The sequence below is a fragment of the Microbacterium sp. MPR-TSA4 genome (genome assembly GCF_058792815.1).
Genome location: NZ_JBXAFF010000030.1, coordinates 1 through 19,455 on the forward strand (window position 1 = coordinate 1; position 19,455 = coordinate 19,455).

General features: G+C 71.1%; 13 protein-coding genes. 9 read left to right on the forward strand and 4 right to left on the reverse strand.

Annotated features, from left to right (window positions below):
* Positions 1–68 precede the first annotated feature (68 nt).
* The 3 genes from AC1Q49_RS11855 to AC1Q49_RS11865 form a co-directional block, all read right to left on the reverse strand.
* A complete protein-coding gene (locus AC1Q49_RS11855; RefSeq protein ID WP_061781892.1) occupies positions 69–578 on the reverse strand; it encodes a SprT-like domain-containing protein in 510 nt (169 codons plus the stop codon).
* A 29-nt stretch (positions 579–607) separates the two neighbouring features.
* Positions 608–1,129, reverse strand: a complete 522-nt coding sequence (locus tag AC1Q49_RS11860; protein WP_060958389.1) for a hypothetical protein — start codon at positions 1,127–1,129, stop codon at positions 608–610.
* A 106-nt stretch (positions 1,130–1,235) separates the two neighbouring features.
* Positions 1,236–2,099: a spermidine synthase gene (locus AC1Q49_RS11865; protein ID WP_061781891.1), complete on the reverse strand. Its 864-nt coding sequence runs from the start codon at positions 2,097–2,099 to the stop codon at positions 1,236–1,238.
* A gap of 159 nt (positions 2,100–2,258) precedes the next feature.
* On the opposite strand from AC1Q49_RS11865, the gene pxpA reads away from it, so the two are divergent.
* From pxpA to AC1Q49_RS11895, 6 genes are all read left to right on the forward strand, one after another.
* Positions 2,259–3,014, forward strand: a complete 756-nt coding sequence (gene pxpA, locus AC1Q49_RS11870) for a 5-oxoprolinase subunit PxpA (RefSeq protein WP_101306903.1) — start codon at positions 2,259–2,261, stop codon at positions 3,012–3,014.
* The gene (locus tag AC1Q49_RS11875; RefSeq protein ID WP_198553640.1) at positions 3,011–4,651 is read left to right on the forward strand and encodes a 5-oxoprolinase subunit B/C family protein; all 1,641 of its coding nucleotides are present in this window, start codon (positions 3,011–3,013) and stop codon (positions 4,649–4,651) included. Before pxpA ends, AC1Q49_RS11875 begins: the two co-directional genes overlap by 4 nt.
* A 262-nt stretch (positions 4,652–4,913) precedes the next feature.
* A complete protein-coding gene (gene rpoB / locus AC1Q49_RS11880; protein WP_492492366.1) occupies positions 4,914–8,414 on the forward strand; it encodes a DNA-directed RNA polymerase subunit beta in 3,501 nt (1,166 codons plus the stop codon).
* A 39-nt stretch (positions 8,415–8,453) separates the two neighbouring features.
* Positions 8,454–12,329: a DNA-directed RNA polymerase subunit beta' gene (rpoC, locus tag AC1Q49_RS11885; RefSeq protein ID WP_060958393.1), complete on the forward strand. Its 3,876-nt coding sequence runs from the start codon at positions 8,454–8,456 to the stop codon at positions 12,327–12,329.
* A gap of 177 nt (positions 12,330–12,506) precedes the next feature.
* Positions 12,507–13,106, forward strand: a complete 600-nt coding sequence (locus AC1Q49_RS11890) for a hypothetical protein (protein ID WP_191009084.1) — start codon at positions 12,507–12,509, stop codon at positions 13,104–13,106.
* A 102-nt stretch (positions 13,107–13,208) separates the two neighbouring features.
* The gene (locus AC1Q49_RS11895; protein WP_157831645.1) at positions 13,209–16,394 is read left to right on the forward strand and encodes a hypothetical protein; all 3,186 of its coding nucleotides are present in this window, start codon (positions 13,209–13,211) and stop codon (positions 16,392–16,394) included.
* A 3-nt stretch (positions 16,395–16,397) separates the two neighbouring features.
* On the opposite strand, the gene AC1Q49_RS11900 is transcribed toward AC1Q49_RS11895, so the two are convergent.
* Positions 16,398–17,060 (reverse strand): hypothetical protein, encoded by a 663-nt coding sequence (locus AC1Q49_RS11900; RefSeq protein ID WP_060958396.1) that lies wholly within the window; start codon positions 17,058–17,060, stop codon positions 16,398–16,400.
* Positions 17,061–17,187: 127 nt separating this feature from the next.
* Between AC1Q49_RS11900 and AC1Q49_RS11905 the strand changes: the two genes are divergently transcribed.
* The 3 genes from AC1Q49_RS11905 (at position 17,188) to AC1Q49_RS11915 (ending at position 19,424) form a co-directional block, all read left to right on the forward strand.
* The gene (locus tag AC1Q49_RS11905; RefSeq protein ID WP_101306898.1) at positions 17,188–18,141 is read left to right on the forward strand and encodes an ABC transporter; all 954 of its coding nucleotides are present in this window, start codon (positions 17,188–17,190) and stop codon (positions 18,139–18,141) included.
* Positions 18,141–18,632 (forward strand): DUF6121 family protein, encoded by a 492-nt coding sequence (locus tag AC1Q49_RS11910; RefSeq protein WP_101306897.1) that lies wholly within the window; start codon positions 18,141–18,143, stop codon positions 18,630–18,632. Before AC1Q49_RS11905 ends, AC1Q49_RS11910 begins: the two co-directional genes overlap by 1 nt.
* Before the next feature lie 126 nt (positions 18,633–18,758).
* Positions 18,759–19,424 (forward strand): hypothetical protein, encoded by a 666-nt coding sequence (locus AC1Q49_RS11915; protein ID WP_060958399.1) that lies wholly within the window; start codon positions 18,759–18,761, stop codon positions 19,422–19,424.
* The last annotated feature ends 31 nt before the right edge of the window (positions 19,425–19,455 follow it).

Sequence of the window (19,455 nt, forward strand, 5' to 3'; positions counted from 1 at the left end):
CCGCACCCCCGGTCGTTGAGTGAGGAGCGCAGCGACGAGTCGAAACGCGGCGCCCGGCAGCGGCGCCGTCAGCGCCCGGCGCCGACGGTCTCGCGCGGTGTCATCGCCGCGCGCCGCGTGGCCGAGGAGATCTCGCGCCGGGTCCAGGTGAACAGGAACCGGTCGTCGAACGAGCGCGAGCACCGGGCGCACGAGGTGGGGCGCGTCGCGCGGCGGTGCCGATAGGCGACGTGACCCGCGGGGCACACGCCGACCCAGGGGGCGAGCTCGGTGGCCGTCTCGCCGTGGTGGGTGGTTCCGCCCGTGTAGCCGAGTGCGCGCGCCGTGCGTTTCCACGCCGCCCCGTGGCCGGTGCGCGGGCCGGCGAGGGCGTGGGCGACCTCGTGCAGGAGCGTCTGCCGGTTGGTCTCGTCGTCGTAGCGGGCGGCGAGGTAGCGCGACACGGTGATGCGCCGGCGGGTGTAGTCGCAGGCGCCGGCCCGTCGCTTCGCGTTGTCGAACGCGAACGTCCAGGAGGTGTCGAGATGCGCGTGGATCAGCTCTTCGGCCTCGCGCCGGACGACGTCCAGATCGGTCATGCGGTCACGCTAGGGAGGGGCTGCGACATTCAGCTGGCGACAGCCGTGCGACGACGATCGGCGGCCTCGATGGCGAGCAGCGTCGACTCGAGCTGCTCCTCGGGAGCACCCGCCTGCTGACGCAGGAACAGGGCGCGCTTGAAGTCGGCGCGCGCGTCGGCGAAGTCCTCGGCCTCGTAGCTCACCTTCCCGCGGTGCTGGAAGGCGAACGCGGCCAGGGCGGCCCACCCTTGGCCCTCCGCCTCCTCGGCGCAGGTCGTCAGCTCCTGGTGCGCTGCCGCGAACGCCCCGCGGAACTGCAGCACGCTCGCGTGCAGGATCCGTGCGCGCAGCAGGTCTTTGCGCGTGCCGCCCATGCGGGCGACCCGCACCGACTGCTCGGACACGACGAGCGACTCGTCGAGGCGATCGAGCACCTTCAGCAGCCAGACCCGCTCGAGGAGCGCGGGGAGGCTCCGCTGGTCTCCCAGTTCGTCGAGGCGTTCCCGGCAGTCGACGGGGTCGACGATCTCCCGCAGGGTCTGCGGGTCGTATCCCTTGATGTAGCTCATCGGCAGCCCCCTCCTCCGTCGGGATCGCGCGGGCGTGCGGCGCGCCCGTCCAGTCTCACCCGACCGCCGCGGCGAGCCCGTGCGCACACGCCGCGCCGCCGGATTCTCAACGCTCGAAGACCGATGCGGCGGGCTTGGGGGATGCGGTGGCGTCGGCATCCGTCGCGACCTGCGCGCCCCGGGCGAACTCGTCGAGCTCGGCGCCCTGGGCCACCTTCGCCGGGTGGGGGCCCGCGGCCATCAGGCGCGGGAGCCACTCGATCGGAAGGGGCGACGGCGAGGCCGCGATGACGAGGTTTCCGAAGCGGCGCCCCTTGAGCGTCTGCACCTCCGCGAGGACGATCACCTCTGGCAGCACCGCCCGCACCGTCGCGACCTCGCGGCGCGCGAAGGCGAGGCCGGCGCCGTCGGCCACGTTGACGAGCAGTACGCCGTCGGGAGCGAGCAGGCCCGCGAGGATGCGGAAGTACTCCACCGTCGTCAGGTGCGCGGGAGTCTGCGCCCCGGCGAAGACGTCGGACACGACGAGGTCGGCGGCGCCCTGCAGCCCGGCCGGCAGTCGGGCGGCGACGTCGCGGGCGTCGCCGATCCGCACCCGTATCTGCGCGCCGCGGGGGAGCGGCAGCTGCGCGCGGACGAGGTCGACGAGCGGCTGCTCCAGCTCGATCACCTGCTGGCGCGACCCCGGCCGCGTGTGCTCGACGTAGCGGGGGAGGGTGAGGGCGCCCGCGCCGAGGTGGACGGCGGTGAGGGGCTGCCCCGGCATCCGGAGACGGTCGATGACCGCGCCCATCCGTGCCACGTACTCGAAGTGGAGGTGGCTGGGGTCGTCCAGGTCGACGTGCGACTGCGGCGTGCCGTCCACGTCGAGCTCGTACCCGCCCGCGAACCGGCTCGGCACGACGCGCGCGAGCGTGCCGTCGGACAGGCGCGCCTGCGGTCCGTCGTCCTCCACGCGTGCCCGGGCCATGCCCCCACGCTACCGGGCGTGCCGGGTCGGGAGCAGCGTGCACAACTCCGCCTCGACCTGCCCCATCACCTGCGAGAGCCTCGCCGTGCGACAAGGAGGAGGAGTTGTGCACGTCGGCTGCGTGCGCCGCGTCGAGGACCCCGCGGGTACGCTCGGAGCGTGGCGGTCATCGATCTCAACGCCGATCTGGGCGAGACGGTCGACGGGGTGCCCACCGGCGACGACGACGCGATGTTCGCGGTGATCTCGAGCGCCTCGATCGCCTGCGGCGGCCACGCCGGCGACGCCGCCGCGATGCGCGCGGCGGTCGAACGCTCCACGGTGACGGAGGTCGCGATCGGCGCGCACCCGTCCTATCCCGACCGGGCCGGCTTCGGGCGGGCGCGGCTCGCGATCGGCCCGGCCGACCTGCGGGCGAGCCTCGACGCGCAGCTGTCCGCCCTCGACGCCGCGGGCGCCGACATCCGCTACGTCAAGCCGCACGGCGCGCTCTATCACGCGGTCCGCGACGACGCGGCCCACGCCGCGGCGGTCGTCGGCGCCGTCGCCGCGCTGTCCGCCCGGCTCGGGCGCGCCGTCCCGATCCTCGGCCTCGACGGCCTCATCGCCGCCGAGGCGGCTCGCGCCGGGCTGCCCTTCCGTCTCGAGGCGTTCCTCGATCGCGGCTATCTGCCCGACGGCACGCTCGTTCCGCGCGGAGCGCCCGGCGCCCTCCTCCACGACCCGGGTCAGGTCGCCGACCGCGCCGTGCGGCTCGCGCGCGACGGCGTGGTCGAGGCCGTCGACGGCACCCTGCTCGACACCGGCGCGGTGTCGCTGTGCGTGCACGGCGACTCACCGGGCGCGGTCGAGATGGCCCGCGCCGTGCGGCGCGCCCTGGATGCCGCGGGCATCGCGGTCGCGGCGCCGTGGTGACCGACGCCGTCTCCGTCCGCCCGTTCGGCGACCGCGGCCTGCTCGTCGAGACGGATGGGCTCGAGCGCGTGCTCGCCCTCCACGCGCGGCTGTCGTCCGGGCGCATCGACGGGGTCGTCGACCTCGTCCCGGCCGCGCGGACGGTGCTGGTGGTCGTCGATCCCGCCGTGCTGCCGCTGACGGCGGCGCGAGCGTGGATCGCCGCGGCCGTCGCCGACGGGACGCCCGCGCCGGCGCGCACGCCCCGCACGGTCGAGATCCCGGTGGTCTACGACGGCGACGACCTCGCGGAGGCGGCATCCCTGCTCGAGATCCGGCCCGCCGAGCTGGTGCGCCGGCACGCCGCTGCGCGCTGGACGGTCGCCTTCACGGGCTTCGCGCCCGGTTTCGGCTATCTCGTGAGCCCCGACTGGCGGTTCGACGTGCCGCGACGTGCACGTCCGCGCCCCCGCGTTCCGGCCGGCGCGGTCGGCCTCGCCGGCGCGTTCTCGGGCGCGTACCCCCGCGCGACGCCCGGCGGGTGGCAGCTGATCGGCACGACCTCGGCGCCGCTGTTCGATCCGGATGCCGCGACCCCCGCGCTCCTCCAGCCCGGCGACCTCGTCCGCTTCGTGCCCCTCTCCGCCGCCTCCGCGACGCCCGCCGTGTCCGCGAGACCGCGATTGCGCACCGAGACATCGCATGCCGAGCGTGGTCTCGGTGCGCCGATGGTTTCTCATGGGCGCGCGGCAGCGCCCGCGGGCGGACGAGCGGATGCGGATGCGGCCGCGATCCGCGTCCTCGCGCCGGGGCTGCTCGCCACCGTGCAGGACCAGGGGCGGCCGGGCGCGCTCGCGGCGGGCGTCGCGGTCTCCGGAGCCGCCGATCGGGCGGCACTGCGGACGGCGAACCGGCTCGTCGGCACCGACGAGAACGCCGCCGGCATCGAGATCACGATGGGCGGGTTCCGCGCCGTACGCGAGGCCTCGGCATCCGACGACGTCTGGTTCGCGGTCGCCGGGGCGTGGGGTCCGGTCCTCCTGGACGGTCGCCCGGTCGACCCGTATGCGGCCCATCGCTGGCCGCCGGGTGCGGAGCTGCGCATCGACTGGTTCGATCACGGCGCGCGCGGCTACCTCGCCCTGCGCGGCGGCGTCGAGGCCGCGCGGCTGTGGGGCTCGCGCGCGACCGACACCCTCGCCGGTCTCGGGCCGTCGCCGCTGTCGGCGGACACGGCGCTCGTCGTCGGCGACGCCGTGGCGGGGCCCCTCCCCGCCGACGACCTGCGGCCGTGGAGCCCGCCCGGCGCCGACCTCGAGGTCGCGCTCGCCCCCGGCCCGCGCGCACACCTGGTCCGCACGCTCGCGCCGCTCTTCGACGCCGTGTGGACCGTGTCCGCACAGGCCGACCGCGTCGGCATCCGTCTGGACGGACCGGGGCTCGAGCGCACCGACACCGCCGAGATTCCGAGCGAGGGGATGCTCCCGGGGGCGATCCAGGTGCCCCCGGACGGGCGCCCCGTCATCCTCGGGCCCGACGGTCCGGTGACGGGCGGCTATCCCGTCGTCGCGGTCGTCACGGACGCCGACCGCGACGCGCTCGGCCAGGCGCGACCGGGCACCCGCATCCGCTTCCGCCACGCACGGACGGTCCCCTGAGCGGCTCCGCACGGTGCCGGGCGGACGCCGCGTCGCGCGTTTATACCGCAGCATCCGGCACGCGTCAAGAATCGACTGGACATGGCGCGTCGCCCGGACTATAGTGGGTAGTTGCGCTCCCTTCCCCCATGCCCTCATATGGTGGTCGGCTTGTGCCTGTGCGCCCCCGACATGTCGGGGTGTGTTGCGCAGGAGTGGAACGGAGCACTCCACCTGACGACAAGGAAACCAGCCCCTGCCCGGGCTCATGGAGGTAATCCCCTTGGCTGCTGCGCGCAACGCAACCAATTCCACCACCACCCCCAAGAACGGCCGCGGCGCATCGCGCCTGTCGTTCGCCAAGATCTCCGACACGCTGACGGTCCCCGACCTTCTCGCGCTGCAGACGGAGTCCTTCGACTGGCTCGTCGGCAACGACGCCTGGAAGGCTCGCGTCGCAGAGGCGAAGGAGACCGGTCGCACCGACGTGCCCGAGACCAGCGGCCTCGAGGAGATCTTCGAGGAGATCTCGCCGATCGAGGACCTCGGCGAGACGATGCAGCTGAGCTTCACGAACCCGTACCTGGAGCCGGAGAAGTACTCGATCGAGGAGTGCAAGGAGCGCGGCAAGACGTACGCCGCGCCGCTGTACGTCGAGGCCGAGTTCATGAACCACCTCACCGGTGAGATCAAGACCCAGACGGTCTTCATGGGCGACTTCCCCCTGCAGACCGGCAAGGGCACGTTCATCATCAACGGCACCGAGCGTGTCGTCGTCTCCCAGCTGGTCCGCAGCCCGGGCGTCTACTTCGACAAGACCCCCGACAAGACCAGCGACAAGGACATCGTCTCGGCGCGCGTCATCCCCAGCCGTGGCGCATGGCTCGAGTTCGAGATCGACAAGCGCGACCAGGTGGGCGTGCGCATCGACCGCAAGCGCAAGCAGTCCGTCACCGTCTTCCTCAAGGCCCTCGGCCTGTCGAGCGAGGACATCCTCGCCGAGTTCGCCGGCTACGAGTCGATCGCCGACACGCTGAGCAAGGACACGATCCTCACCAAGGAGGACGCGCTCCGCGACATCTACCGCAAGCTCCGTCCGGGCGAGCAGGTCGCCGCCGAGGCCGCCCGCGCGCTGCTGGACAACTTCTACTTCAACCCGAAGCGCTACGACCTGGCCAAGGTGGGTCGCTACAAGATCAACCAGAAGCTCGGCCTCGACAAGCCGCTGAGCGACTCGGTGCTCACCGTCGACGACATCGTCGCGACGATCAAGTACCTCGTCGCCCTCCACAACGGCGACACGACGATCCCGGGTGTCCGGGGCGGTCAGACCGCGGAGATCCGTCTCGACGTCGACGACATCGACAACTTCGGCAACCGTCGCATCCGCGCCGTCGGCGAGCTCATCCAGAACCAGGTCCGCACGGGTCTGTCCCGCATGGAGCGCGTCGTCCGCGAGCGCATGACCACGCAGGACATCGAGGCCATCACGCCGCAGACCCTGATCAACGTGCGCCCGGTCGTCGCCGCGATCAAGGAGTTCTTCGGAACCTCGCAGCTGTCGCAGTTCATGGACCAGAACAACCCGCTCGCGGGTCTGACCCACAAGCGCCGCCTGTCGGCCCTGGGCCCCGGCGGTCTGTCGCGTGAGCGCGCCGGCGTCGAGGTCCGCGACGTCCACCCGTCGCACTACGGCCGCATGTGCCCGATCGAGACCCCGGAAGGCCCGAACATCGGTCTGATCGGCTCGCTGGCCTCGTTCGCCCGCATCAACGCGTTCGGCTTCATCGAGACGCCGTACCGCCGCGTGGTCGAGGGCAAGGTCACCGACCAGATCGACTACCTCACGGCATCAGAGGAGAACGACTACATCGTCGCGCAGGCGGGCGCCGAGCTCGCCGCCGACGGCTCGTTCGCCACCGAGCGCGTCCTCGCCCGCCGCGGCAAGGGCGGCGAGGTCGACCTGTTCCACGCCGACGAGATCGGCTATATGGACGTCTCGCCGCGCCAGATGGTGTCGGTCGGCACCTCGCTCATCCCGTTCCTCGAGCACGACGACGCCAACCGCGCCCTCATGGGTGCGAACATGCAGCGTCAGGCCGTGCCGCTGCTGCGCAGCGACTCGCCGTTCGTCGGAACCGGTATGGAGGGCTACGCCGCGATCGACGCCGGTGACGTCATCACCGCCGACAAGGCCGGTGTCGTGATGGAGGTCTCCGCCGACGTCGTCACCGTGCAGCTCGACGAGGGCGGCACGAAGGACTACTTCCTGCGCAAGTTCGACCGCTCCAACCAGGGCAACTCCTACAACCAGCGCGTCATCGTCTCGGCGGGCGACCGGGTCGAGGTCGGCGAGGTCATCGCCGACGGCCCCGCCACCGAGAACGGCGAGCTGGCGATCGGGAAGAACCTGCTCGTCGCGTTCATGACGTGGGAGGGTCACAACTTCGAGGACGCCATCATCCTCAGCCAGGACCTCGTCAAGAACGACACCCTCTCCTCGATCCACATCGAGGAGTACGAGGTGGATGCTCGCGACACCAAGCTCGGCAAGGAGGAGATCACCCGTGACCTCCCCAACGTCAGCCCCGACCTGCTGAAGGACCTCGACGAGCGCGGCATCGTCCGCATCGGCGCCGAGGTGCGTCCCGGCGACATCCTCGTCGGCAAGGTCACGCCCAAGGGTGAGACCGAGCTGAGCGCCGAGGAGCGCCTGCTGCGCGCGATCTTCAACGAGAAGAGCCGCGAAGTCCGTGACACCTCGCTGAAGGTGCCCCACGGCGAGCAGGGCACGATCATCGCCGTCAAGGAGTTCAACGCCGAGGACGGCGACGACGAGCTGGGCTCGGGCGTCAACCGTCGCGTCGTGGTCTACATCGCCCAGAAGCGCAAGATCACCGAGGGTGACAAGCTCGCCGGCCGTCACGGCAACAAGGGCGTCATCGCGAAGATCCTCCCCGTCGAGGACATGCCGTTCCTCGCGGACGGCACGCCGGTCGACGTCGTGCTCAACCCGCTCGGCATCCCGGGTCGAATGAACTTCGGCCAGGTGCTGGAGACCCACCTCGGGTGGATCGCCAAGCAAGGCTGGAAGGTCGAGGGCACCCCGGAGTGGGCCGTGCACCTGCCCGAGGAGGCCCGCGAGGCCGCTCCCGGCACGAAGGTCGCGACCCCGGTGTTCGACGGCGCGCACGAGGCGGAGATCGCGGGTCTGCTCGACTCGACGCTGCCCAACCGCGACGGCGAGCGTCTCATCGACAGCTCGGGCAAGACGACGCTGTTCGACGGCCGCTCCGGCGAGCCGTTCCCGGCGCCCATCTCGGTCGGCTACATGTACATCCTCAAGCTGCACCACCTCGTGGACGACAAGATCCACGCGCGTTCGACCGGCCCCTACTCGATGATCACCCAGCAGCCGCTCGGTGGTAAGGCGCAGTTCGGCGGTCAGCGCTTCGGTGAGATGGAGGTGTGGGCCCTCGAGGCCTACGGCGCCGCGTACGCGCTCCAGGAGCTCCTGACGATCAAGTCCGACGACATCGTCGGCCGCGTGAAGGTCTACGAGGCCATCGTCAAGGGCGAGAACATCCAGGAGCCCGGCATCCCCGAGTCGTTCAAGGTGCTCATGAAGGAGATGCAGTCGCTCTGCCTGAACGTCGAGGTCCTCTCGGCCGACGGCACCGCGGTGAACCTCCGTGACACGGATGACGAGGCCTTCCGCGCCGCGGAGGAGCTCGGCATCAACATCTCCAGCCGTTTCGAGTCCTCGTCCATCGACGAGATCTGACCCGGCCGTTACGAAACTTTCTGAGACACAGGAGAACCAGTGCTCGAGTCCACCACTTTCGATCAGCTTCGCATCGGCCTGGCCACCGCTGACGACATCCGTCGTTGGTCGTACGGCGAGGTCAAGAAGCCCGAGACCATCAACTACCGCACCCTGAAGCCCGAGAAGGACGGTCTGTTCGGCGAGCAGATCTTCGGACCTTCCCGCGACTGGGAGTGCGCCTGCGGCAAGTACAAGCGCGTCCGCTTCAAGGGCATCGTCTGCGAGCGCTGCGGCGTCGAGGTCACCAAGAGCTCGGTCCGCCGTGAGCGCATGGGCCACATCGAGCTCGCCGCCCCCGTCACCCACATCTGGTACTTCAAGGGCGTGCCCTCGCGCCTCGGATACCTGCTGGACATGGCGCCGAAGGACCTCGAGAAGGTCATCTACTTCGCCGCGTACATGGTGATCTCGGTCGACGAGGACGCCCGCCACCGCGACATGCCCACGCACGAGGCGAACCTCCGCCTCGAGATCAAGAACCTCGGCGACCGCCGCGACGCCCGTGTGGCGACGCGTCTGGCCAAGCTGGAGGAGGAGCTCGCGGCACTCGAGGCCGAGGGCGCCAAGGCCGACCAGAAGAAGAAGGTCAAGGACGCCGCCGAGAAGGAGATGGCCTCCATCCGCAAGAACGCGGACGACCAGGTCGCCAAGCTCGAGCGCATGTGGGACGAGTTCCGCGGCCTCGAGGTCGGCCAGCTCAAGCAGGAGGACGACGTCTTCCACGAGCTGCAGGACCGCTTCGGCCAGTACTTCGAGGCCTACATGGGCGCGGAGTCGATCCAGCGTCGCCTCCAGGCGTTCGACCTGGCCGCCGAGGCCGAGTCGCTGCACCTGCAGATCTCCGAGGGCAAGGGCCAGCGCAAGATCCGCGCGATCAAGCGCCTCAAGGTCGTCAACTCGTTCCTGCAGACCGGCATGAGCCCGGCCTCCATGGTGCTCGACGTCGTCCCGGTGATCCCGCCGGAGCTGCGTCCGATGGTCCAGCTCGACGGTGGGCGCTTCGCCACCAGCGACCTGAACGACCTGTACCGCCGCGTGATCAACCGCAACAACCGTCTCCGTCGCCTGATCGACCTCGGTGCCCCCGAGATCATCGTCAACAACGAGAAGCGGATGCTGCAGGAGGCCGTCGACGCGCTGTTCGACAACGGCCGCCGCGGTCGCCCCGTCACCGGCACCGGCAACCGTGCGCTGAAGTCGCTGTCCGACATGCTCAAGGGCAAGCAGGGCCGCTTCCGTCAGAACCTGCTCGGCAAGCGCGTGGACTACTCGGGCCGTTCGGTCATCATCGTCGGCCCGCAGCTCAAGCTCCACCAGTGCGGCCTGCCCAAGCAGATGGCGCTGGAGCTGTTCAAGCCGTTCGTGATCAAGCGCCTGATCGACCTCGGTCACTCGCAGAACATCAAGGCGGCCAAGCGTGCCGTCGAGCGCACGCGTCCCGAGGTCTGGGACGTGCTCGAGGAGATCATCCGCGAGCGTCCCGTGCTGCTCAACCGTGCGCCCACGCTGCACCGTCTCGGCATCCAGGCCTTCGAGCCTCAGCTCGTCGAGGGTAAGGCCATCCAGCTGCACCCGCTCGTCTGCGCCGCCTTCAACGCGGACTTCGACGGCGACCAGATGGCCGTGCACCTGCCGCTGTCGGTCGAGGCCCAGGCCGAGGCCCGCGTGCTGATGCTCGCGTCGAACAACATCCTCAAGCCGTCGGACGGCCGTCCGGTCACCCTGCCTTCGCAGGACATGATCATCGGCCTCCACCACCTGACCACGGTCAAGGAGGGCGCCGCGGGCGAGGGTCGCGTGTTCGGCTCGGTCGGCGAGGCGATCCTGGCGAAGGACGAGGGCACCCTCGACCTGCAGGCCAAGGTGCGCATCCGCATCCCCGGTCTGACCTTCCTCGAGGGCGAAGCCCCCGAGGGCTACGAGCGCCACGGTCTCGTGGACGCCTCGCTCGGTCAGGCGATCTTCAACGACACGCTCCCCAAGGGCTACCCGTTCGTGCGCGAGCAGGCCGACAAGGGCAAGCTGTCGCAGATCGTCAACAAGCTGGCCGAGGAGTACCCCAAGGTCGAGGTCGCGGCATCCCTGGACCGCATCAAGGACGCCGGCTTCTACTGGGCCACGCGCTCGGGTGTCACGGTCGCGCTCAGCGACATCCTGACCCCGCCGAACAAGGGCGAGATCATCGCCAAGTACGAGAAGCAGGCGCAGAAGGTCCAGGGCCAGTTCGAGAAGGGTCTCGTGACCGACGCCGAGCGTCGTCAGGAGCAGATCAAGATCTGGACCGAGGCGACCGACGAGGTGCAGGCGGCCATGAAGGCCAACTTCCCGGCCGACAACACCATCAACCGCATGGTGAGCTCGGGCGCCCGTGGTAACTGGCTGCAGATCCGTAACATCGCGGGTATCCGAGGCCTGGTCAACAACACCAAGGGTGAGATCATGCCCCGCCCGATCATCTCCTCGTACCGCGAGGGGCTGTCGGTCGCGGAGTACTTCACCGCGACGCACGGTGCCCGTAAGGGTCTGGCCGACACGGCCCTCCGTACGGCCGACTCGGGCTACCTGACGCGTCGTCTCGTGGACGTCTCGCAGGACGTCATCATCCGTGAGGACGACTGCGGCACCTCCAAGGGCCTCGAGTTCACGATCGCCGCTCCGGGTGCCGACGGCACGCTGGTGCGCGACGCGAACGTCGAGAACTCGGTGTTCGCCCGTACCCTCGCCGCCGACGTGGTCGCGCCCTCGGGCGAGATCGTCGCGGAGGCCGGGGACGACGTGGGCGACGTGCTCATCGACAAGCTCGTGGCCGCCGGCGTCGAGACCATCAAGGTCCGCTCGGTGCTCACGTGCGACTCGGCCGTCGGTGTCTGCGCGAAGTGCTACGGCCGTTCGCTCGCGACCGGCAAGCTCGTCGACATCGGTGAGGCCGTGGGCATCATCGCGGCGCAGTCGATCGGTGAGCCCGGCACGCAGCTGACGATGCGTACCTTCCACACCGGTGGTTCCGCGTCGGCCGACGACATCACGCAGGGTCTGCCCCGTGTGCAGGAGCTGTTCGAGGCGCGTACCCCCAAGGGCGCGTCCCCGATCGCCGAGGCCGACGGTGTCATCAAGATCGATGAGACCGACAAGGCCAAGAAGGTCATCCTGACGCCCGATAACGGCGACGAGCCGCACGTCTACCCCGTCCTGAAGCGCGCGACGCTTCTCGTCGAGGAGGGCCAGCGCGTCACGGTCGGTCAGCCGATCCTCGTCGGAACGCTCGACCCCAAGGAGGTCATGCGCGTGCAGGGTGCCCGCGAGGTGCAGAAGTACCTCGTCGGCGGCGTGCAGGGCGTGTACCGCTCGCAGGGTGTGCCGATCCACGACAAGCACATCGAGGTCATCGTGCGCCAGATGCTGCGGAAGGTCACCGTGGTCGACCACGGCGACACGACGCTGCTTCCGGGTGAGCTGGTCGACTTCAAGCGCTACCAGCAGATCAACCGCGAGGCCGTGGCCGAGGGCAAGCGCCCCGCGTCGGGCCGTCCGGAGCTGATGGGTATCACGAAGGCGTCGCTCGCGACGGAGTCGTGGCTGTCGGCGGCATCGTTCCAGGAGACCACCCGCGTCCTGACGCAGGCGGCCATGGAGGGCAAGAGCGACCCGCTCGTCGGCCTCAAGGAGAACGTCATCATCGGAAAGCTCATCCCCGCCGGCACCGGCCTTGCGAAGTACCGCAACGTCGTGGTCGAGGCGACGGAGGAGGCCAAGAGCGAGCGGTACCCCAACCGCATCTTCGCCTCGGACGGCGCGTACAGCGACGCCGACCTGAGCTATGTCGACTTCGACAGCTTCTCGACGGACGACTTCACGCCCGGCACCTACAACTGATCGCGAGCGAAGGGCCCCAGGACGCGTTCCTGGGGCCCTTCGCCGTTCCCGCGAGCCGCCACGCCCCAGCCGAGCCGCCATCCCCCGGTACGTCCGGGTGATGGCGGCTCGCACGGATGTTGGCGGCTCGCGCACGGCGCGGGGGGTGACCCCCGCGCGGCGGGCTAGCCTGAGGACATGGCCCGGATCGGCGGCAGGAACGCCCTCTTCGCGTGGGTCGTCGGCATCGGATGCGCGGCGACCGTGGGCGCCTTGGCGTACCTCGCGATCCCGATGATCCCGGCATCCGTCTCGTGGGTCGGCGGCGCCGTCCAAGGGCCGGCCACCTCGAAACCGGTCGCGGCCGCCGACGACGAAGCAGCGGGCGTCCCCACCGACTGCGCCGGACTGTACGACGAGGCCCTCTGGGCCGCGCTGCGCTTCACCCGGGGCGCGGTGCTCACCCCCTCGACCGACGCGCCGACCACGACGGCCGGCCAGCTCGTCACGGCGCTGCAGCCGCAGGTCACGTTCACCTGCTTCTGGCACGCCGACGCCGGCAGCGTCTCCACGACGCTCGCGACGGTGCCGACGGATGCCGGACCTCTCGCCGCCGCCGCGCTCCCCGCCGCGGGGTTCTCCTGCACGACGGAGAAGGAGCGCACCCGCTGCAGCCGGACCGACGGCGACCTCACCGAGACGATCGAGGCCGGCGGCGGGCTGTGGCTGTCCACGAGCGAGAACGCGTGGCATCCGTCGGACTACGTGACCCGCACCGCCAAGCGCGTCTGGGGATGACGGCCACCGCGTCGGCGTCGGGCTCGGCGTCCGGCTCGGCGTCCGCCTCGGCGTCGCTATGCTGAGCGGAAATGTCAGCGCGATAAAGGGCGAGGATCTCGGATGGGATTGGTGTTCGATCTCGCCGAGGCATTGAATCTCGGGTGGGGGGCGGCCACCGGCGAGGCCGCGACCTCGATCCGTGAGGCCCTCGCCGATCGCGCTTTCCGCCGTGCCGTCGTCGCGGACGTGGAGCGGTCGGCGGGGACCTCCTCCGCGGTGCTCACGACGAAAGTCGCGAAGCACCCCTCTTTCCTGGCGTGGCTCGGCGCCGGCGCGGCATCGCCCCTCGATGAGTATCTCGACGACGACACGCTGCGCGCGCTCGGGGTCCGCGATGCGGCCGACGCGAGTGTGATCGGCGCGGCGCTTCGTGAGAGTCTGCGCGCGAGTGCGATCCGTTTCGCCTCGTGGACCGAACGTCAGCTGCTCGCCGACGCGGCGGCGATGCAATCGTCGCTCGGTGTCATTCAGGAGCTGCTGACCGCGCACCTGCTCGCCTCCACGTCTCGCGCGTTCGCCAGTCACGGTCGATACACCGCACTGCTGCAGCGTCGCAGCGGCGGCCAGGTCGCCGGCGCCCACGAGTACATCGACCCCGCACCGGATCATCCGGCGCACCGCGAGAACATCTGGCGTCGACTCTCCTCGGACGACGGCTGCGCCCTGCTCCTCAAAGGAGTGGGGGGCGCGGGAAAGACCCGGTTGCTCCTCGAGATCGCCGCTCGGGCGCATCGCACCGGCTGGCATGTCATCCATCTCCTGCACACGCCGTCGAGCACCGTCAGCGACCTCGAGGCCGTGGTCCTGGCCAGCACCGCGCCCGTACTCGTCCTGATCGACTATCCCAATGAGCTCGACGGGTTCGCGCTGCACGAGCTACGCGACCAGCTCCTGCCCGAGGCGCGCGATCACGGCATCCAGGTGTCGTTCCTCGCCGCGGCGCGCCCCGGCTGGCTCGCGACATCGCCCGACCTCGGCCCCTTCGAGATCGTGGCCATCGACAACAGCGAGCAGCATCAGCAACGTGTCTCCCACGCCATCGCGTTGTCCGTCGCCCCCACCGCGGCCGTTCAGCTGGGGGACGAAGAGTTCCGACGGCTCGTCGGGTCGCGTCCCATGATCGCGACCCTCATCGCCCGCCAGCTCGAGGCCCTCGCGCGGGACGCTCCGCTGCGCGCCAGCGAGACGTCCGCGATTCGCAGCGGTGATCTCGGTGACTGGCTGCGCCGGAGGTTCGCCGACGACGGCTACGCGGGCACACGGACCGCGCGACTGGCGGAGCGCAGAGAGTTGCCGCCCGCTCTCTGCGTCGCGGTGGCCCTCGTCGCCGCCACCCCCGCCTCGACGGATGTCGCGCTGCGCGGCGCGAGCGGGGTCTGCGAGGCCGTGGGCGAGCACGATCCGGATCTCTTCGCCCGACGCACGCTGGATCATCTGGTGACGGCGGGGTGGGTCGCCGTCGCCGACGGCCAAGTGGCCTCGATCCACGACACCGTGGTGGATCACCTGATGTCGGAGGTCGTCGAGAGCGACATCCAGAACGGGCGCCGCGAGTACGCGGGCGTGGTGTTCACCTCGGTGGCCGCTCACCTCCCCTCCGCGGCGAGCCTGCTCCTGCACCTCCAGCGCTACGCGACGGATGCCGCCACCTCCGGGCGTGCGACCCCGCAAGAGCGCTCCCTCTATCTGCGGGGCTGGGCGGAGGCGGCCTTTCCGGTCCTGCGGGCCGCCGTCCTCCAGACGAACGACGGCGAGCTTGCGGCCGTCCTGCGCCTCCTTCTCGATCCTCGCTTGAGGACGGAGGACACCGCCGCGCTGGTCGGCGACTGCTGGCGCGAGTGGTGCCGGCTCCACGGCTCCGAAGAGACGGCGCAGAATGTGCTCGCGTCGCTCATCGGCAACGTCGAGTTCAGTCGACTCGAGTGGGTTCGGTCGGCTGTTGAGGAATGGCTCGCTCTCTACGGCACCCGGCCGTCGGCCCTCATGCTCATCGCCAGGATCGCCGGCACCGCGACGCGGCAGGACAGCGAGTGGGTCAGCTCTGTGATCGTCCCGTGGCTCAGCGCGAACGAGGCGGCGCCGCAGGCGCGTCGCGTCCTCGTGACGCTCGTCCAGTCCCCCGCGGCGGCTGGGATGCCCACCGTGCGCCAGAGCACCGCCCGGTGGCTCGAGGTCAACGGCGACGACGTCGATGCGCGTACGGTCCTGGCCGAGATCGTCGGTCACGCGCCGTTGTATCCCGCGGATGAACTTCAAGGGTGGGTCTCCTCCTGGCTGGCGCTCCACGGGCGCACACCGGAGGCTCGCGGCGTTCTCTCGAGACTGGTCGGTCAGAGTCTGCTCTGCACCGAAGAGTGGGTACGCGTCGCGGTCGAGTCGTGGTTGGAGGTCTGGGGCACGTCGAGAGAAGCCCGCAGCATCCTGGGCAATGTCATCGCGCAGAACCAGCTCCGCACGCAGCCGTGGGCACAGGCGGCCGTGTCCCGCTGGCTCGACGCCTACGGCGATTCCGCGGAGGCGCGCGTGATCATCACCCGCCTCATCGAGCAGCCCGACCTGCGCGAGAGGCAGTGGGTGCAGACCGCGCTGCGCACCTGGATCGACGCGCACGGCGACGACGCCGACACGCTCGACGTCCTGGCGCGAGTGATCGAGCAGGATGACTTCGCGTCCGCCGACTGGGTGCATTCCGATGCCCGCCGGTGGCTTGAGGCCCACGGAACGGAGAAGGGCGCCCGCGGCATCCTGCTTCGTCTGCTCGAGAACGACGACCTTCATGTCGTGCCCTGGGTCCACGACGCCATCCGACGGTGGCTCGACCACCACGGTGCGTCCGCCGATGCGCGCCCGCTGCTCGCTCGTGCCTGCCAACGGGAGGCGCTGCGCACCGCGCCGTGGGTCGAAGACGCCGTGCGCAGGTGGCTTCAGGACCACACGATGGATGCCGGTGCTCGAGAGCTCCTCGGAGCCCTGCTCTACGACGCCGACTACCGGCGCGCCGCCTGGGTGCTCGACCCCGTGCGGTCGTGGTTGCGGGTGCACGGGACTCGCCCCGAGGCCCGGTCGCTCCTGAAACACCTGCTGTACTTCCCCGCACTGGGGGCGACGGACTGGGTCCAGGGCGCCGTGGACACGTGGGTCGCCCACAACCCCCGCGACCGGGCGGCCACCGTGCTGATGCGGGAGGCGCGACGAAACCGTCACCGGGACGATCGGTGGGGCGCCCTCAGCGCGTGGGAGGGATGACGGCTACCGCGTCGGCGTCGGGCTGGGCGTCGGGGCGCTCGTCCGCGGCGGAGATCCCGCCGGCGGCCACAGCGCGTCGATGACCGCGTCGGTGTAGCCGGCGGGAGCGAGGTTGGAGTACTGCGTGTCGACGATGACGCCGTCGCGGTAGAACAGGGTGCGTCCCTCCTCCACGGCGAGCGTCGGCGACTGCCAGGTCTTCTCGCAACGGATGCCGCCGTGCGGCTCGTAGCACGTGTAGCCGTCGTTGCCGAGGGCGTAGAGGGCGTCGCGCGCCTCACGATCGGGGGAGTAGCCGATGAGGGTCACGAGCCGCGTGGCGACCGCCCCGGGCTCACCCCAGACGCACACCCGGGTGCTGTCGGAGCGGATGCCGCCGCCCATCCCGTCCGCGTTCAGCGGTACTCCCTCGAGCTCCTTCAGCACCGTCGCCGTGAGGATGTCGCGGCATCCCTGCGGGAGGTCGGCGGGCAGCGCGGTCGTGGACGTCGAGGCGCCCATGGGGAACGCGGCGAGGGTCAGCGCGGGAGAGGGGGTCGCGGGGGCCGCGCTGGCCGTCGCGCCCGAGGTCGTGGCGCCGCCGTCCGGCACGCCGGCGCAGGCGCTGAGACCCGTGACCGCGAGCAGCGTGAGGCCGAGGGCGGCGAGGCGAGGGCGAACGGTCATGCGCTCACGATAGGCGGCCCACAGGCGCCGGGGGTCGAGACACGTCGGCATGGCTCCGCTCCGGCGCGCGGGGTGCGGGTTACGCTCGCTGTGCGGCGGCACACGTCCCGCGTGAGGAGCACACGCCATGAGCGACCCCAAGTACGGCGAACCGATCGAGGAGCCGACCCCGGTCGAGACCACGTCGGTGGACGACGCCGTCGCGAGCGCCCATGCCGGCCTCGCCGACGCGGAGGCCGCCTCTCGGGAGGCCGCGGTCGACGAGCCCGTCGTGTCGGCTGAGCCCGCGGACGCCGAGGTTCCCGCCGCGCCTGCCGCCCCGGTCGCGGACGCTCCCCGCGACGCCCCCGAGACCGTCGCCGCGGCCGAGACGGCGCCCGCCGCCCCGGTCTACGGCTCCTCGTACGCCGACGACCCGGTCGATGAGGCCTATGTGCCCGGTGCGTACTCCGGCGCCGCGGCGGAGACCGTCGTCGTCGCCGAGCCCGTCGCTCCCGTCGTGGCGCCGGCGCCGCAGCCGATCTTCGTCCAGGCCCCCGAGCCGCCGCGTCTGCGCGGCAACCGCGGTGCGGCCGGTGCGATCGGCCTGCTCGCCGCCGTCTCCTTCGGGGTGCTGTACCTCGGCGCGGCCCTCGGACTGAAGGCCATCACGGGTGACGTCACGGGAGCCAACATCGGCACGGCGGCGCTCGCGGCCGTTCAGTCGTGGTGGCTGTGGGTGCCGGTGGTCGTCTTCTTCCTCGGGTTCTGGCTGCTGGGCGCGATCATCAACCGCGGCCGCTGGGGTCACTGGGTGGTCTTCGGTCTGCTCGTGGGCGTCGTGGCGTACGCCGGCCACCTGCTGGGGCAGCTGTTCCAGGCCCCGTTCTGGACGCTGACGGCGCGACAGGGTGCGGATCTCGTCCAGGGCCAGCTGCTGGCGCCGCTCGCGATCGTCGCCTTCGTGCTCGGCCGCGAGCTCACGATCTGGTTCGGCGCCTGGGTCGCCGCGCGCGGCAAGCGCGTGACGGAGCTGAACGACGAGGCGCAGCGCGAGTACGAGCGCACGCTCGAGGCGGGCCCGCGACTGCACCAGAGCTGATGTCGGGGTCGCGCGATCCCCGCGCCGGAGACGGCGGCGGCGTCGCGCCCCCGATCGCGACGGCGTTCGCCGTCGTGGGCTTCTTCGCGCTGCTGATCGCCGGGTTCGGCATGCTGAGCCTGTTCAGCGGCGCCGAGGTGCTCCCGGTGACAGGGCTCGGGCAGCTGCCCGGCGTGGGCGGTGCGGTGCTGGCGCTCGCGGCGTTCGCGTCGACGACGTGGCTCGCCGTCCGGCCGGCCCGACCGCGGTACGTCGCCGTCCTCACGGTCGTCGTCGCGACGTTCCTCGCCTATCTTCTCGGCGTGCTGGTCGGGGCGGTGCTCGGGGGTACGGATGCCGCGCGCACCGCGGCTGCGATCGGCGGGTTCGCGACCTCGTGGTTCGCCGTGGTCCTGGCATCCGCCGCCCTCGTGGCGGGCTGGGTCGCCGTCGCCCTCGTGCGCACCGGTGCCGATCGTCCGCGCTGGCCGTGGGAGCGCGACGAGGACTGAGCCCTGCGCGGCCGGCGACGCCGCGCACACCCTCGCGGCGTCCTCCGAGCAGGATTCGACAGCGCCTGCGGCGGATGCCGCGACGCAAATCCGCCGGGAACGGCCCGGAACCGCGACAATGGACCCGTGGAGCGGTCGATCGAGACCCAGGTCAGCCAGGCGGTGGACGCGTGGCTGCGCTGGCTGCCGCGCTGGGAGCCCTCCACGCATCGGGGCCGCGTCGCGCCGTGCCGGCGCTGTTTCGGCTCGCCGGTGCTGTCGGCGGCGGGTCTCGGCTCCGACGTCCCGCACGGTGTGCAGCATGGGCTGTCGACCCGCATCAAGACCATCGTCGACCACGCGGTCGCGGACTACACGTCCCGCAACCTCCCGATGCTGCAGGCCGAGCTCGACCAGCAGGCGGCGCGCAACCGCGCCCGCAGCTACCGTCCCGCGGAGGGCCTGGACCCCGAGTTCGAGGGCCTGCCGATGGATCCCGATCCCGTTCCCGGGGCGCCCTTCCTGTTCACCATCGGCGGTCTCGCCGAGGAGGCGGACGCCGACATCCCCGCCCTTCCGCCCCTGAGCGACGAGGCGAAGGCCGCCCTGCGCCAGGAGGTGGGTCTCGCCGACGACTACGCGAACATGGTCGGTCGCGAGGTGTGCGCCGTGCTGCTGCACCACCGGCTGCGCATCCAGGCCGCGATCGCCGAATACGTCGAGCCGCAGATCACGGCGATGCTGGAGGAGCTCACGCGTTCGCTGGATGCCCCGTTCGACCCGCACGCCGACCCCGGCCTGCCCGACCTGTAGCTCCCCCCGCCCCCGCGACCCGCTATCCGTT

Excerpts from the sequence above, each read along its gene's own strand:
- AC1Q49_RS11855 (WP_061781892.1), bottom strand. The coding sequence starts at position 578 with ATGACCGATCTGGACGTCGTCCGGCGCGAGGCCGAAGAGCTGATCCAC.
- AC1Q49_RS11860 (WP_060958389.1), bottom strand. The coding sequence starts at position 1,129 with ATGAGCTACATCAAGGGATACGACCCGCAGACCCTGCGGGAGATCGTC.
- AC1Q49_RS11865 (WP_061781891.1), bottom strand. The coding sequence starts at position 2,099 with ATGGCCCGGGCACGCGTGGAGGACGACGGACCGCAGGCGCGCCTGTCC.
- AC1Q49_RS11890 (WP_191009084.1), top strand. The coding sequence starts at position 12,507 with ATGGCCCGGATCGGCGGCAGGAACGCCCTCTTCGCGTGGGTCGTCGGC.
- AC1Q49_RS11895 (WP_157831645.1), top strand. The coding sequence starts at position 13,209 with ATGGGATTGGTGTTCGATCTCGCCGAGGCATTGAATCTCGGGTGGGGG.
- AC1Q49_RS11900 (WP_060958396.1), bottom strand. The coding sequence starts at position 17,060 with ATGACCGTTCGCCCTCGCCTCGCCGCCCTCGGCCTCACGCTGCTCGCG.
- AC1Q49_RS11905 (WP_101306898.1), top strand. The coding sequence starts at position 17,188 with ATGAGCGACCCCAAGTACGGCGAACCGATCGAGGAGCCGACCCCGGTC.
- AC1Q49_RS11910 (WP_101306897.1), top strand. The coding sequence starts at position 18,141 with ATGTCGGGGTCGCGCGATCCCCGCGCCGGAGACGGCGGCGGCGTCGCG.